The sequence below is a fragment of the Edaphobacter sp. HDX4 genome (genome assembly GCF_036877565.1).
In the GTDB taxonomy this organism is placed as follows: Bacteria; Acidobacteriota; Terriglobia; order Terriglobales; family Acidobacteriaceae; genus Edaphobacter.
Window position 1 is genome coordinate 1 of the sequence record NZ_JAEDXW010000020.1, and the last position, 13819, is coordinate 13819.

Below are 13819 nucleotides of genomic sequence, written 5' to 3' on the forward strand. Positions count from 1 at the left end.
ATCGCCTCGCCGCAGCGAACTGCTGAGAGTGGCAGGCCTCGACTTCAACGTGGAGGCCGCCGACATCGACGAGCGGATCCAGGAAGGCGAGGTTGCTGCTACTTACGTCCAGCGGCTCGCGATGGAGAAGGCACAGGCGATATGGGATCGTCACAAAGCCGAGGACCGCGACGAGTTGGTCGTGCTGGGAGCCGATACGACGGTGGTCTGCGAGGGTGAGCTTCTTGGGAAGCCGATCAATCAGTCGGATGCCCGACGCATGCTTGAGATGCTGGCCGGACGCACCCATCAGGTTCTGACCGGAATTGCGACTGTATCATCGCGGGGCATGTTCAGCGACGTCGAGATTACCCAGGTCTTCTTCGATCTGATCAGCGAGCAGGAGATGGTCCGGTATCTCGCGAGCGGTGAACCGATGGACAAGGCAGGAGCTTATGGAATCCAGGGCTACGCCGCCCGCTGGATTCCCCGCATCGAGGGCTGCTTCTTCAATGTGATGGGGCTTCCTCTATCACGCAGCATAGCCCTGCTGGCAAAGGCACAAGAGGGCGAGAGTGAGACGCAGCCGGTGTCCAGACTGGCTGCTCTTTAACCTCGGTCTCAGCGGGAAGCTTGACTCTGGAGCGAACTGCTCGCCAGAGCCGGGTTATGGGCGAGCTTCTTGAAGGCGTTATACACGAACGATCCCAGGTACCAGCCATCCATGTACTTATAGGGCGTCTCTCCCGTCGTGTAATGACCACACGGCAGCACCTTGGAGACGTAGTCGATTCCCAGCCGATCGAAGTTCTTGAGCACATCAAGCGAGAACTCCTGAAGAAAGGTGAGGTCATAGGTGGCGTGCACGACCAGCACCTGCCTGCGCTGCGCTGCGAAGAGATCCATGTACGACATGGGGCTGACGGATGTGAAGATTCGACGCACATCATCCTGCGTCACACCCTCCTGCTCGAACGAAGCACGGATGTGACGCGTGCTCTGCCCCGTCCAGACCACATCGCCAAACCAGGTGGAGGCATGATTGAAGGCGCAGACCCGCAGACGCGGATCGTGTGCGGCTGCGATAAAGGCGTAGCAGCTGCCCAAGCTTGTTCCCAGTACACCGAACTGCTCATAGCCTTGCTGCTCCAGCCAGTCGATGCAGCTGCGGATATCGACTACCGCCTGTCGACACGCAGCAATGGTGCGACCGATGTTTGAGCTCACCGCGTAGTCAGAGCGTTCCAGCTCCGCGGGACGGCGAACATCGTGGTAAGGCTTCGAGAGACGAAGCGCGGAGATTCCAAAGCGATTGAAGAGGGTACACAGAGCGTTGTGGCTGAACGCATCCGCGTTCCACTGCGGCATGACGATCATGGCCTGCTTCGGCCTGCCGCCCTGCCTGGCTTTCTTGTGTACTGAGGGCTCCGGCGCAGGATACCACCGAGCATTGACGATATCGTTCTCGGGATAGCGGGTCCGGACCGGCGAGGTGAAGCGCAGGAACTCCACAGCCGAGAGCTCGCCTGACTCCGCCTGACGTTTCCACTCCGCGTCCTGCTCGAGAGTCTCAGGCCGCACATTGGTCGGAAAGAGTTGCGGGTGGCGGTGCTCCAGGCGGAAGTCCGATGGCGTCTCGTATCCGAAAAAGCTATGAGCCTGTTCCGCAAGGTTCTGGTTCAGGCGAACCATACGGTCCAGCGCTGAGGCTTCAGGGAGAGATCCGGGCGGAATGAAATCGCTCAGCCAGTCTTCGCCCCACTCCAGCGGCCGCACGATGCGATTGGTGTCTCGCGTGGTTAAAGCCGTCTCCCAGGCGTACATCCACTTCGCATAAAGCTTTCCGAGCATCCATCTAGTTTACCAACTCCCGGCGAAGGAAGGCATTCAAAGCTCTGCAAGCACCAGGCACACCCTGCCGACGATATAGTCTCCGGGCGACTCATCCGGGAGAAGCGGAAGCAACTGCACCGGAAACTCTCGAACATAAGGTTTCAGGATGAGGTGCCGTTCGTCGAAATCCACATGTCGCAACAAGAGCATGGGACCGGAACGCACCGCAAAGATGCTGGCATGATTGGCCCGATAAGGAACCAGCGAGTTGTAGTGTCGATCGATCACAGTAATGGAGCCGGCAGGAAGCAGCGGGGCCATCGCCGTCGCCTGCTGCGCGTCCGTGCGCAGCGCCAGAAAACGTTGCCAGTGCGTCCGTCGAGCGGCCGGACGGGCACGGTTTTCGGACAGCCTTGAAGAGGCGATTGGAATGGAATCGATGATCGCCGACGGTGTGATCGAAACGTCCTCCATAGCCGACGAAGGCGAAACAATCGGAATCATCTCGACGGGATCCGTCTCCTGCTCGCAGGCAGCTTTACTAGCTCCTGCCGTGATCTCCAGCGGAAGAATCTCTTCGACGCGCAGATCCTGTGCGGAAAGGACGCGATCCAGACCTTCGAGCGACAGAGCTCGCTTGCGATTAAGAAAATTTGAGATGTGAGCCTGCTGAAATCCTGCCTGCTGGGCGAGCCGGGTACCAGTTAAAGCGCCGCGCTCGATACGGCGAACAAGTTCAAGGCGGACAAGCTCGTGAAGATCCTGAAAATTCATGTGGTTCGTACTTTCTTTAGCGACAAATATCATTCCGCAAGACGAAGATTAGGCGAAACATTAACTTTGTGCAACGACTTTATGCGCTAAACCACTGTGGGGAACGCACTTTTGTTCCCTCGGCACTCTGGAAAAGTTTGTGGTTGACATGAACTTTGTCGAAAGCTATAACCTTGAGACTTTCTCTCGATGGATTAGAGCCGATTACGGACCCCGAATCTCCCTTCGGCGGACGCAGTCTTCTTCTCCGATGCAGCGAGAGTCAATGGCGTTGAATTTATCCCTAAGGTCGTTGCTGCAGAAAAAGACAACCGACACAAATGAGTGAACGACGCGTTGGAGCCCCGGAGGTTCCCGCAATGACGTTGGCACTCCATAGCATCCTGTCCGGGCCAATTCGACCGCTGAAGACCACCACGGCCCGCCAGGGGAGACCTGCGCTTTGAAAGGGACTAAATGAAGTACTTGCGATTGGACCTGAAGGTATGTGAAGGGTGCGGAGCCCTGTGGCTTCGCGGAACGAATGCGAACGGCATCTACTGCCGGACGTGTGCGACCCGCCTCGCCGATTTTCCAGCTCCACGGGGAAAGCGTCCTGGCGGCCGCAAAAGTCGTTCTTCGCGTTGCAATGGTTCAGTGGAAACAACTGGAGGTGTTCGATGAGTGCAGTAGCAGCAGTCGTTATTTTGCCGGTGGTGTGGGCGACCGCCCGGCCGGAATCTATCTCCCCAGAGCCGCACCGGAAGCCTGCTCCTGAAGTTGTTCCCGAAGTGGCCTTCTACCGGAAGTACACCGAAGGATTGTTGCGGAGGTACATCAAGCTGTCGATGGAGGCTGGCCGTGCTCCCTCGCTGCTCGGTCGCGAGATGTTTCGCGGAAAGGTGACCCAGTACCGCGTGCGAAGTTTCGATGACGTAGTCATCTTCGTGCACGATGTCGAGCGCTGTCTGGAGCAGCTGGACAAGAATCATCATCTGCTCATCACGCGCATCGCGTTGCAGGAGTACACGCAGAACGAGACCGCGACGATGCTTAGAATGCCCGTTCGGACGCTGATGCGACGGTATGAATCTGCCCTCGATCGCTTGACCCGCTTGTTTCTGGAGCGCAAGCTTCTGGAGCCTCTCGTGGCCTGTCAAGAGGTGAAAATTCAACCGTAGCTGCTAAGCCCTTGTGGCACTTGCTGTTATCACTGCCTTGAAAGTTGCCGATGAGTTCCGAGCAACTTGCTATTCTGGAAAGGTAATCAAGACAAGAGACGGGAGAGCCCCTGATGGGTGCTCTCCCGTTTGTGTTTGGTGACATTCAAAAGGGCCGAGAGGAGATGGAATGGCAGAGCGCACGACAAGGGCGGTCAGGGAGCACCGGCGATCAACCAGCGCGACGCGCAACGCAGCACCGATGGAGCTGAGGGCGATGGCAGTCGAATTTCCCGTTGTCCATGGACATCCAAACCGGCTGCCCTTCGAGGGAGTTCTGACGCTAGTCGATGTTGCCAGCGACAAGGCTCCGAACGGCGCGCGCGGCCACAGGGTCGTGCTTACGCGCGCCGCTGCAGAGGCTGCACTGCCCAGCCTGCTGGGTATGGCAGTGGATTACAAGGCGGGATGGGACGGGCATGATGCTCGGCAGAAATGCGGCATCATCACGGCCGCGGAGGTGGATGGCAATCGGCTGCGGGTTGCGGGCTATCTGTTTGCAAGGGATTTTCCTGAGATGGAGGACAAGATCCACACGGCGGGACCGATGGGCATGAGTTACGAGCTCGCCGATGCCCATGTCGCCGATATGCGTGCTTCAGTCTGGACGTTGACGCGTGCGACGTTCACCGGTGCAGCGATTCTGCTGAAGGACAAGGCAGCCTATCGCAGCACGAGCTTCCGGCTAAAGCGCTCTGTCAGTCGTGCACGACACGCCTCCGTGGCGGTTTAGTACAGCCGAGAGATGTGGGCTTGGTAAAGGAGAAGACACAATGAGTTTTATCGGTGTACTCGAAGCAGTCGGCAAGGGCTTTGAGAAGGGACTGAAGTGGGCGCTGGCATTTGCCATCCCGGTCGAGAAGCTGGTGGTCCTGCTGTTTCCTTCAGCAGCGCCTGTCGCGGCAGAGGTCGTGGATGCGACGATGCTGATTCAGAAGGCAGTGCTTCTGGTCGAGCAGAAGTATGCGGCCAGCGGCGCCCAGAGCGGCACGGGAGCAGACAAGCTGGCCGAGGTCATGCTGCTGACCGAGCAGGCGGTGACCGGCCTGTTATCCAAGGCGGGAGTGGCGTCGGATACCGGGTATATCACCAGCATCATCTCGGCGGTGGTGGCCATTCTCAATGTGCAGCAGGCGCAAGCTGCCGCGAATTAAGTGGGTGGATGGAGAGGAAAGCGAGGAGAGCAAATGGAGATAACGATGGAGACAAACTCCAGCCTGGAGACAACGGTTGAAAGGATTGCAGCTGCAGCCAGTCTGCTGGAGCAGGCCATGCAACGGCTGTCGGAACGTCAGCAGGAATCCGAACTGACCATCGGCCGCATCTCGGCTACGGTGGAGGCCGCGATGGAAGAGCGCCTGCAGGCGGCAGAGGCAAAGATTGCGCAGCTTGAGGCCGGCATCGCGGAGACGATCCCGATTGACGGCCAGAGTCGTCGCAAGACGCTGCCTGCGGGAATGGTGAGCATGCTGGCGAAGCAGGGGGTTACGGTCGAGTCTCTCGAAGCGGGCGCGCTGGATGCTGCGCTTACCGGCTTGAGCCTTGAGCAGCGCATCGCGGTGAAGTCGCAGCTGCTGCGGGCAGGGATGCTGGCCTAACCGATCACACGTTTTCAGTTTGCAGCAAGAACCCAGAGGAGCAGCCTTGAAGCTGCTCCTCTCTTTTTCGAAAGGGAGAATGATGAACGCGAAGTTTACCGAGATCTACGCAGCAGCCGACTTTATGGGACCGGGCGCCGTGGAAGTCCCTGCTTACCAGTCCGAGATCACAGACCTGGTGCAGCGCCGTGGTGTCTTCGGCAGACGCATCAAGCAGGTTCCAGCGACGGGTCACCCCTCGCGCTTCTTCGAGGAGACTGCGATTCCTGCCCCTGATGCAAACTCCGGCTTTGTGGATCCACGCAATATCGTGGCCCCGCTGGTCACCCCGACCCGCGTGGAGCGGAGCGTTCCGCTGAAGGCGCTAGTGGCCCAGATCAATTACAACCTCTTCGATCTTGAACTGGGTCAGCAGCAGAGCCAGTTTGCTTATCTGCAGGCGAAGGATCTTGCCGACACGGTGGACGGCGTTCTGCGCACCCACGACATCGCTCTTTGGAACGGCAACGACACCAGCCTCAATGTTCCCACTACGGCGCAATACTTTGGCGCTGCCAGTCAGATCGCGGCAGGCGGCAACAGCGTAACGGTGTCCTCGTCGGAGAGCATCGTCGACAGCTTCAAATCTGCAATCGCCAAGATGCTGGCGAACACCTCTTATGGTGTCCGTCCGACGGCGATCTATGCCAATCCCGTGCTTCTGGACCTCATCGACCGCGAGATGAAGCAGGAGTTCAACATCGTATTAAGCACCAAGGAGATTGCAGCGGGCGTCAGCGTCAAGACGTTGTCCACGCAGGCCGGTGAGCTCCCGCTCATTCCCGAGTGGACCCTCGGCTATACGGGAACTCCCGGAAATGGAACGGCTGTGCTGCCCGCCTACATCGTGACGGAAGATCTGATCGAGTATCACTGGCTGGGCGATTCCAATCCGCGAGTCTTCCAGCTCGGCGTACCCGGCTCGCTGGCATCGCAGTACGTTGTCGTGAAGTTTGGCGGTCTGGTTGTGAAGGGCGCTGGCTACGCACACTGCCAGGTACTCGTTGATCGCTAAACAGCGAGGAGCGGCCGCTTCTGCTGCTGATCGCACCGGAAGGACGGAAAACTATCAGGGACCGGTGCTTCTGCGCCGGTTCCTGTTCTTTTAGGAGGTTATGGCTGTGGGGTATCTGTCACCTGTCGAATACGTGGAGTATGGGCTTGGCGCGGAGACCGCCGACAATCTGATTACGACGGCCTCTGCGCTGATGGATGCCTACTGCAGGCGTCCGAGCTTGCTGGTAACGCAGTATGTCGAGCGATTGCGTCTGACTGCCGGCGCGGCGACTGTTCGGTTGAGCTATCGCCCTCTGGCGAACGCCGAGGGGGCGACTTCACCGCTTTCGCAGGTACGTGTGCGATACGGAAGGCCACGCCGCGGCGAGATGATCGACATGTTCCGGGAGCAGGTCGCATACGCCTTTGCGATGCCGGGAAGCTGGAGTGAACTTGATCCGGCCAGCGTCGATATCGATCTTGCTTCAGCAGAGCTGAACTTCCCGGCGAACCTTCTGGGATTGAGCTACAACGAAGCTGAAGTGACCTACACCTCAGGCGTCGCCGTAGTTCCGGATGCACTGAAGGTGGCTTGTGCACAGCTGGTCAAGAATGTGCAGGCCATGCCAGCGGTCAACGTGAAGAGCAGTCGCATCGACACGATGCAGCTGGAGTACTTCAGCAGCTCGTTGATCGACGGGCAGGTGCAACTGCTATTGCGGCCCTATGTGGCAGAGAGGCTGGGTTGACCCCATGGCGCAGACTACAATTTCAGTTCGCCGCCTGGCCGACGCTCTTCTCTACAGCTCCGGCGGGCGATCGGTGAAGCTGCGGATCCCTGCATCGGCCGTTGGGGACGATCCTGCGGAACAGCTTGGCCTCGCGGCACCTCTGTTTCAGGACCTTGAACTGTCACCTGCGGCGTTCCGTAATGCTGCGGCCAAGTCGAATTCAAACCAGGCGGCCACGCGCGACCTGATCGTCGCTGCAAGTGCCATCGAGGCTCTTACCAGTTCGAACACATTCGGCTCGGCAGACGCTCTCTTCGCGTCGTCCTTCGGCGTGCTGGTCGATGACGTTCTGCTGACGATCGTGTCTGCGACGGAGCTCGAGGCAGCAGGTACGGTCTACGCCTACCGTCTGGCGTTGCGGCAGCCGATCGCGAATGCGCCGTAGCAGCGATAACAGGGACGCAATTTGTTACAGAAAGGGTTACTAATATGCAGGGTGCAAAGGATTCCTTCTATATTGCGCTCCGGGATCGTATTGCTGCGGTCAATCCGGCGCGTACGGTGCTGGTCCGTGGAGTCGTTCGACCCGGGGTCCTTGCAGAGGAAAACGAGCTTGCTGTCTCATATCCGCCCGCTAACGCCTTCCGCCTGAGATGGACTGAGCTGTCGGTGAGCGCTGAGGGAGCGATGCCCCTGGTCAGGATGCGGTGCGAGATCCGTTACGCGACATCGGGCAATGCTGGCAACGGAGGCATGGACCGGGGGCGGATGCTGGCGGCAATGGATGCAGAGCTGGCAGCGGCGCTCAACAGTGTGCCGCAGTCTATCGTCAAAACCGACTACGCAGCTCCAGCCGGGCCACAGGTCGCAGGCTCCAAAGTCTTCTGGACCGACGTAGAGTTTGGTCCTCTTGTAACAGAGGGAGAGCAACTGGAACGGTTGGCAGGGGTCAACGTCTACAGCTACCAGGAAGCAGGTGAACTGTGAGTCTATCTGGAAACGGTGTCGCGCCTGTCGCACGGCGCGTGCGGGCGTATTTCGCACCGGTGGAGCGAGCGACTGGCACGCCGACAATCTTCGATCCGGCACAGAACGGTGGGTTTCCGCTTGATACACCTCAAGCTCCGTGGATCGATCTGGGGTGGTGTGCGAACTTTCGCCGAAGCAATACAACCGGTGGAGCCACCGGAATTAGTGCGCTGTTAACCGGCACTCCGGCGCTGGCTACGGCGCAGGTTCGCACCGAGATCGAGGCCATGGTCGAGTTGGAGTTCGCATGCTGGGGGAAGTTGCAGATGGCACTTGCGAGCGGATCGCAACAGATGAATCTGCTGCAGACTGCCGCCGATGCCACGGCGAACGGAAGCGGAGGCGCAGCAATTGGTGCAAGCCCGCTGCTGGCGGGATCGACGGCGACAGTACTGCAGGTCGGGACAGCAGCTTCGGAGTTTTCGTCAGGCGACCTGATCGTAGTCGATGTGGACTACACCGGCCAGACCGGATTTGTCGGCACGGGGGTGAGCGGAGCCTATGTTCGCTCCTCAGCCGACGTGCATGGGGATGTCAACTACATCCGTCGCGTCTCCCTGAACGTTGCCCGGGTCGAACAGGTTCAGGATGGCGCTCTTCGATTGAGCTCACCCCTGCTGGCCGGTGCTCCGCAGGATGGCATGAGGATCTGCCGTCTGCTGGGCTTTGTCGATCGGGAGGGCGGGTCCTTCTTCCAGGAGTGGTCCGGATTGTTTGTGTTTCCGGGCGAACAGGGGGACCGGGTAATCTACCACTATCCGAGGCTGCAGACCATGAAAGGCGCTGCGGAAAGCAAAGAGGTTTTGACGGCCCCGCTGGAACGTATCCACCTGGCGGCCGGTTTCCGCGCCCTACCGATCCCGGATGCGAACGACGGCGAAAGAGTGCTGTGTTTCCGTAGTTATCTGCCGGCTTGAGAGAGCACGCATAGACGTGTCATAGATCCACAACCGTGGAACATAAGAAAGAGAGCGAGCGATGAGTTTAAGGCAGGGAGGATGGACCCTGACAGCGGTCCTGCTGGCAATTCCAGCGATGCTGGTTTTGCTTTCCACGGCCGCTTTGGCCCAGGTTGTAACCACAGAAGTTACAGATACGATCTACCGCGCCGACGGAAAGCCTGCCGGTGGAACCGTGCTGGTGAACTGGCAGGCATTTACCACCGCGAGCGGCCAGGCTGTCGCGAGTGGAAGCACGTCCGCGAAGCTTGCCACAGGAGGCCTTCTCGATGTGCGGCTGACACCCAACGCAGGCGCAACTCCGATGGGGACCTACTACACGGCGGTGTATCACCTCGATGACGGCAGCGTCAGCCGGGAGTACTGGGTGGTACCGGGAAGCCAATCGCCGGTGCACATCAGCGCGATCCGCAGCACGGTGTTGCCGACTTCCGTGGCGATGCAGACGGTCAGCAAAAGCTACGTCGACACCGCAATAGCAGCTGCCGTCGCCGGGGCTCCTCTCGACTCATCGAATCCGTATCTGCTCAAGAGCGGCGATGTCATGAGCGGACCGCTAACGCTTGCCGGCGATCCAGTGACGCCTTCGCAGGCTGCCACCAAGAGCTACGTCGATACCAACGTCGCCGCAGTCACCAGCGGTCTTTCTCAAAAGGTGTCGACCTTTCCGGCGGGTACCCAGACGATAGCGCAACCTGCCGGTACGCAGGTCTCTGTCAACCACATGAACGGTACGATGTATGCCAGCCAGTATCAGGACAGCCGGGGCGGGAACGGCATCACCAATGCGCTGACCAATGCGGACTGCATCCTGGGCTGCGAGATAAAAGCTGAGCAGAACTATACCTCGACTGAAAAGTACACTCCGTCGCAGTGGAGCAACGGAACGCATGTGGAGGATCTGCGGGGAGGGGAACGCCGCGACACCTATATCAATCCAGATAACTCCATCTTGCCCGGCTCGGAGGCAGGACAGGTGATCGACGTCACCTCGACGCGTGACACGGCAGAGCTTCACCAGACCACTCGCACGCAGACTCCAAAGTCGACCGGACTCGAGATCGATCACCAGGCGCTGGCGGGAGGATCGAACCACTTTCCGCAGAATGTCACCGGTCTTGTTCCTTACTTCAAGACCGACTACAGCGCCCTCGTTGTAAAGGGTGTGTACAACACGCAGGGGCAACACGTTCTGGTCCCGCAGGACACCAGCTGCTATGGCGTGGGCGACTGCCTGATCGGCTCTCAGTTTATCCATGCCTTCGGGGGTTTTCGCGACAACGCGGATGAGGGAGCGCACCCCTACGACCTGCAGATTCGGGAAGATTCACGGGTGTTTACCGGCGTCTGCGCGAGTGGCTGCGCTGCGGGCTCAACCTCGCTGCAGATTACGCCGGTCGCGAACGGAGGAACGCAGGGTGATGGGCGTTATCTCATCAACACGAATCCCGCGAAGGATCTGTCGACGGGATCCATCATCGGAACCGGAGTGACGGGGCCAAATGCATCGGCGGCCTTCAGCGGCACCAACTTCCCGGTAAGCACCTTCTTTCAGACCGCGGCGGCGATGCCGAGCCAGGCAGACGATGTCGCTCCTGGAACCGTCGCTGTCGCGATTGTGACCACCGGATTGCCAAGCGGCTTTTCGGCAAATACTGCTGCGGCCTCTGCTTCCAGCGGAGTGGCCTGCGTGGCCGATCCTACGCTTCAGGTCAATGGAATCGAGGACTTCGAAACCGCGAACTACACCATCCTAGATGGAACGCACATTCAGTTGACACTCAAGCGAGCCCACATATCAGGCGCTACCGTTGCCATTGGGGGTCTGTGCGGGTACGGCCTGGAGCAGACAGTCGATACCTCCGGTGGAATCCGGCAGGTGTTTCCTGTAATCGGGTCTTACTCGCCGACCGGCCTCTACTATGCAGGTGGTGCTTCAGCCTTCGTGGGGGTATCCGGGCAGACGTCTGCATATCTAAACGTCTCGCGGCCGATCACCTCCGTGGTGCGCAGTGGGAATACAGTCACACTGACCACGTCGGGGAATTTTCCCGGCGATCTCAGCGGGCTGACCATGGATGTCACCGGGGTGACGGACAGCAGTTACAACGGGAGCTTCGTGGTGACGGCGACGGCTCCGAACCAGTTGACCTATACACAGAGTGGTAGCGACAGCAGCAGCAGCGGGGGGACCTTGTCTCTGCTGACCGGTGGCTTCGTCCTCTATCCGATGGCGGAAGTGCTCAGTGTTATGAATCCTTCAACCAGGCTGGTCGACGGCCAGATGTCACTCGCGGCCAATACGGTCTCATGGGAGACGAACGATCGCGTGGAACAGCCGCATTACTACCAGGCGAAGGTGGGCGCGGATCTGGAGTATGTCTCCCAGACGGTTCCCCGTCCGGGCCTCTATCAGAACCCCGGGATTCAGTACGAAGGGAATAACAGTGCGGGTCTGCGAGGCTGGATGATCAAAAATGCTTCGCCGCTTTCGAACTACTACGGGAATGGCGGAACCCATCTTGTGCCGGATGCTGCGCTGCTGACCCAGGGCGCATGGAAGCGCACGATGGTCGCAGACGCCGGAGAACAGAGCGTCTTTACGATCCATTGCAATCTTCACGGATGCGGCAGGTGGAATTCCATCTACAACCTCTTTGAGCTGGACTCCTCGGTCGGTATCGACACTGTGAGTTTCACGCCCACCACAAGTGCCCTCAACATGACCCTGCGCGGCCAGTCGTATACCTTCGCGCCCCAGGGCTTCACAGCAGGTGTGATCAACGCGACAACAGTAAACGCGACGACCCTGAAGGGAGCGGTCGCTGCTTCGCAGGTTCCGGTCTTCAAGGCCTCGGGAGCTTCTCATGCCCCGGGCACAGTTCCGGATCCTGGCGCAACCGCCGGAACCACGCGATATCTGCGGGAAGACGGAACATGGTCGGTTCCCGCGGGCAGCGTCTCAGGCTCGGGTGGAGTTGGCTCAAACCTCACAGCGGCTGCAATGGCGGACTACAACTTCATGGAGGGCACGGGAGCCACGATCGCGGATGCAACCGGCAACGGCAACGCCGGAACGCTTCTGTCGGGCTCGCATGCGCCGGTATGGGTGCAGAACGGTCTGAGCTTTACCTCCGCGAGTCCCTACCAGGGAGTTGCTCTCCCTGCGACGCTCAACGATGCAAAGACGGTTGAGTTCGCGGTCTACTTCAATCCCTTTCCTGCAAACGGCGGACTGGCACAGGCCAATCAGTATCCCGCATTGCTGACGAGCAGCCTGGGAACCAGCGGCATCAACCTCCTATACGCCGGGGGAGTTCCAGGAGCCTACGCGGCAGGAATCTTTGCGGGGAATGCCTCGAAGGTGAGTACGACTCAGATGTTCAGCGGATTCCATGTCCTGACCTATGTCATGGGAACGGGCAGCGGAAATCTTGATCATGTCTACATCGACGGGGTGGAGTATCCCTACACAGCGCAGTCCTCTTCGTTCGGTCTGCAGTCCGGCGGGAACTACTTCCTCAGCAGTGGAGGTGTCTCACCCTACACGGGGAGCGGTCTGCTGGGAACGATGTACCGTGCCCGCTTCTTCTCAACACAACTGACGCCCGCACAGGTACTGTCGGATTCGCTGGTGCTGGCGAACGAGGCAGCGAATCGCGGTGTCGCGGTGGTTCCTCAGCAGATGCTCAGCAGCACACCGCTGCTGCACATCATCGGCGATTCCATCGCCTGCGCGTGGAACGGGTCGCTGTGCAGCGATGCTTACTCCTGGTCTTCGCAGCTTGCGCTGACGAACCAGCCGAGCTATACGAGAAGCAACTGGGGCATCTATGGAGCGACGATCCAGGGGATCTCCGGCTCCGAAGCGAACCGCGTCGCAAGACGCTGCAACAGCAGTGCGGGGCAGGCGATCGCACTGGTCGATGCAGGAATCAATGACCTGGTGAATGCTTCCCCTTCACAGACCTTCCAGTATCTGACCAGTGAAGTTCAGACGCTCAAGAGGGCGGGATGCAAGGTATTCGTCGGGACCATGCTCTCCGACGGTGGCAATAGCTCGACGGCTGGATCTCCGACGATGGATGCGCAGAAGAACGCGTACGATGCCCTGATCCTGCAGCAGGCAAAGGGCGTGGGAGCAGACGGCATCCTCGACTTCGCAGCGAATCCGCTGCTGGGAGCCGACGGTGCCAACACCAGCTCGAACTTCCTTGCCGACCATACGCACCCCAGCGCGGCAGGACAACAGTTGATGGCGGCGGCAGCCAGCAACGCACTGAACTACTACTTCGGCTACAACGAGGTGAATCCGCATACGGTGACGTCACTGCCTTACAGCATGACTGCCGGTGATGGTGTCATCTCGCTGTCCGGCGTGACAGGCGCTGGCAAGCTTACGTTGCCGGACTGCACGGGGCAGAGCGGAGCGGTGTATCGCATCAACAATCCGCAGTCGGCGTATGCGATCACGGTCTCTCCTTTGAACTCCAGCCAGTTGATCAACGGTCTGGCGATCGGCAGCCCGGTGACGGTGCCTGCCAACGGATCGCTGACGCTGCGGGATGTTCCTAATCCGAAGACCGTGAGCGGTTGTCACTGGGAGATGTAACGGCAGCGAAGAGGCGGGGGCGGGACGGACGGAATGCGGATTCTGTCCGCCCTTTCTTCTGTGAAGTAGA

Annotated in this window: 13 protein-coding genes; 11 read left to right on the top strand and 2 right to left on the bottom strand. The window is 59.4% G+C overall.

What is annotated here, in order from left to right; all coding sequences use genetic code 11:
* The coding region (locus tag JAO29_RS17455; protein ID WP_334269537.1) for a Maf family protein at positions 1 to 592 on the top strand (592 nt) is incomplete at its 5' end.
* An 8-nt stretch (positions 593 to 600) separates the two neighbouring features.
* Here JAO29_RS17455 and JAO29_RS17460 read toward each other — a convergent pair.
* A complete protein-coding gene (locus JAO29_RS17460) occupies positions 601 to 1830 on the bottom strand; it encodes an alpha/beta hydrolase family protein (protein ID WP_334269538.1) in 1230 nt (409 codons plus the stop codon).
* 36 nt (positions 1831 to 1866) lie between these two features.
* Positions 1867 to 2586, bottom strand: a complete 720-nt coding sequence (locus JAO29_RS17465) for a helix-turn-helix domain-containing protein (protein WP_334269539.1) — start codon at positions 2584 to 2586, stop codon at positions 1867 to 1869.
* A 659-nt stretch (positions 2587 to 3245) separates the two neighbouring features.
* On the opposite strand from JAO29_RS17465, the gene JAO29_RS17470 reads away from it, so the two are divergent.
* The 10 genes from JAO29_RS17470 to JAO29_RS17515 all read left to right on the top strand — a co-directional run bounded on the left by JAO29_RS17470 (position 3246) and on the right by JAO29_RS17515 (position 13749).
* Positions 3246 to 3746 carry a hypothetical protein gene (locus JAO29_RS17470; protein ID WP_334269540.1) on the top strand — a complete coding sequence of 167 codons (501 nt, stop codon included), beginning with the start codon at positions 3246 to 3248 and terminating at the stop codon, positions 3744 to 3746.
* A 169-nt stretch (positions 3747 to 3915) separates the two neighbouring features.
* Positions 3916 to 4518 carry a hypothetical protein gene (locus tag JAO29_RS17475; RefSeq protein ID WP_334269541.1) on the top strand — a complete coding sequence of 201 codons (603 nt, stop codon included), beginning with the start codon at positions 3916 to 3918 and terminating at the stop codon, positions 4516 to 4518.
* 40 nt (positions 4519 to 4558) lie between these two features.
* Complete coding sequence (locus JAO29_RS17480; protein WP_334269542.1) at positions 4559 to 4939, top strand: hypothetical protein; 381 nt, start codon at positions 4559 to 4561, stop codon at positions 4937 to 4939.
* A gap of 33 nt (positions 4940 to 4972) precedes the next feature.
* Complete coding sequence (locus JAO29_RS17485) at positions 4973 to 5383, top strand: hypothetical protein (RefSeq protein ID WP_334269543.1); 411 nt, start codon at positions 4973 to 4975, stop codon at positions 5381 to 5383.
* A 79-nt stretch (positions 5384 to 5462) separates the two neighbouring features.
* Positions 5463 to 6437, top strand: coding sequence for a hypothetical protein (locus tag JAO29_RS17490; protein WP_334269544.1), 975 nt, complete (start codon positions 5463 to 5465; stop codon positions 6435 to 6437).
* A 100-nt stretch (positions 6438 to 6537) separates the two neighbouring features.
* A complete protein-coding gene (locus JAO29_RS17495; RefSeq protein ID WP_334269545.1) occupies positions 6538 to 7167 on the top strand; it encodes a hypothetical protein in 630 nt (209 codons plus the stop codon).
* A gap of 4 nt (positions 7168 to 7171) precedes the next feature.
* Positions 7172 to 7594, top strand: a complete 423-nt coding sequence (locus JAO29_RS17500; protein WP_334269546.1) for a hypothetical protein — start codon at positions 7172 to 7174, stop codon at positions 7592 to 7594.
* 44 nt (positions 7595 to 7638) lie between these two features.
* Positions 7639 to 8136 (top strand): hypothetical protein, encoded by a 498-nt coding sequence (locus JAO29_RS17505; protein WP_334269547.1) that lies wholly within the window; start codon positions 7639 to 7641, stop codon positions 8134 to 8136.
* The gene (locus tag JAO29_RS17510) at positions 8133 to 9095 is read left to right on the top strand and encodes a hypothetical protein (protein WP_334269548.1); all 963 of its coding nucleotides are present in this window, start codon (positions 8133 to 8135) and stop codon (positions 9093 to 9095) included. Before JAO29_RS17505 ends, JAO29_RS17510 begins: the two co-directional genes overlap by 4 nt.
* Positions 9096 to 9156: 61 nt before the next feature.
* Positions 9157 to 13749 carry an SGNH/GDSL hydrolase family protein gene (locus JAO29_RS17515; protein WP_334269549.1) on the top strand — a complete coding sequence of 1531 codons (4593 nt, stop codon included), beginning with the start codon at positions 9157 to 9159 and terminating at the stop codon, positions 13747 to 13749.
* Positions 13750 to 13819: the final 70 nt, after the last annotated feature.

Bases quoted from the DNA above. Each gene is read 5' to 3' on its own strand.
- JAO29_RS17460 (WP_334269538.1), bottom strand. From the start codon at position 1,830: ATGCTCGGAAAGCTTTATGCGAAGTGGATGTACGCCTGGGAGACGGCT.
- JAO29_RS17465 (WP_334269539.1), bottom strand. From the start codon at position 2,586: ATGAATTTTCAGGATCTTCACGAGCTTGTCCGCCTTGAACTTGTTCGC.
- JAO29_RS17470 (WP_334269540.1), top strand. From the start codon at position 3,246: ATGAGTGCAGTAGCAGCAGTCGTTATTTTGCCGGTGGTGTGGGCGACC.
- JAO29_RS17475 (WP_334269541.1), top strand. From the start codon at position 3,916: ATGGCAGAGCGCACGACAAGGGCGGTCAGGGAGCACCGGCGATCAACC.
- JAO29_RS17480 (WP_334269542.1), top strand. From the start codon at position 4,559: ATGAGTTTTATCGGTGTACTCGAAGCAGTCGGCAAGGGCTTTGAGAAG.
- JAO29_RS17485 (WP_334269543.1), top strand. From the start codon at position 4,973: ATGGAGATAACGATGGAGACAAACTCCAGCCTGGAGACAACGGTTGAA.
- JAO29_RS17490 (WP_334269544.1), top strand. From the start codon at position 5,463: ATGATGAACGCGAAGTTTACCGAGATCTACGCAGCAGCCGACTTTATG.
- JAO29_RS17495 (WP_334269545.1), top strand. From the start codon at position 6,538: ATGGCTGTGGGGTATCTGTCACCTGTCGAATACGTGGAGTATGGGCTT.
- JAO29_RS17500 (WP_334269546.1), top strand. From the start codon at position 7,172: ATGGCGCAGACTACAATTTCAGTTCGCCGCCTGGCCGACGCTCTTCTC.
- JAO29_RS17505 (WP_334269547.1), top strand. From the start codon at position 7,639: ATGCAGGGTGCAAAGGATTCCTTCTATATTGCGCTCCGGGATCGTATT.
- JAO29_RS17515 (WP_334269549.1), top strand. From the start codon at position 9,157: ATGAGTTTAAGGCAGGGAGGATGGACCCTGACAGCGGTCCTGCTGGCA.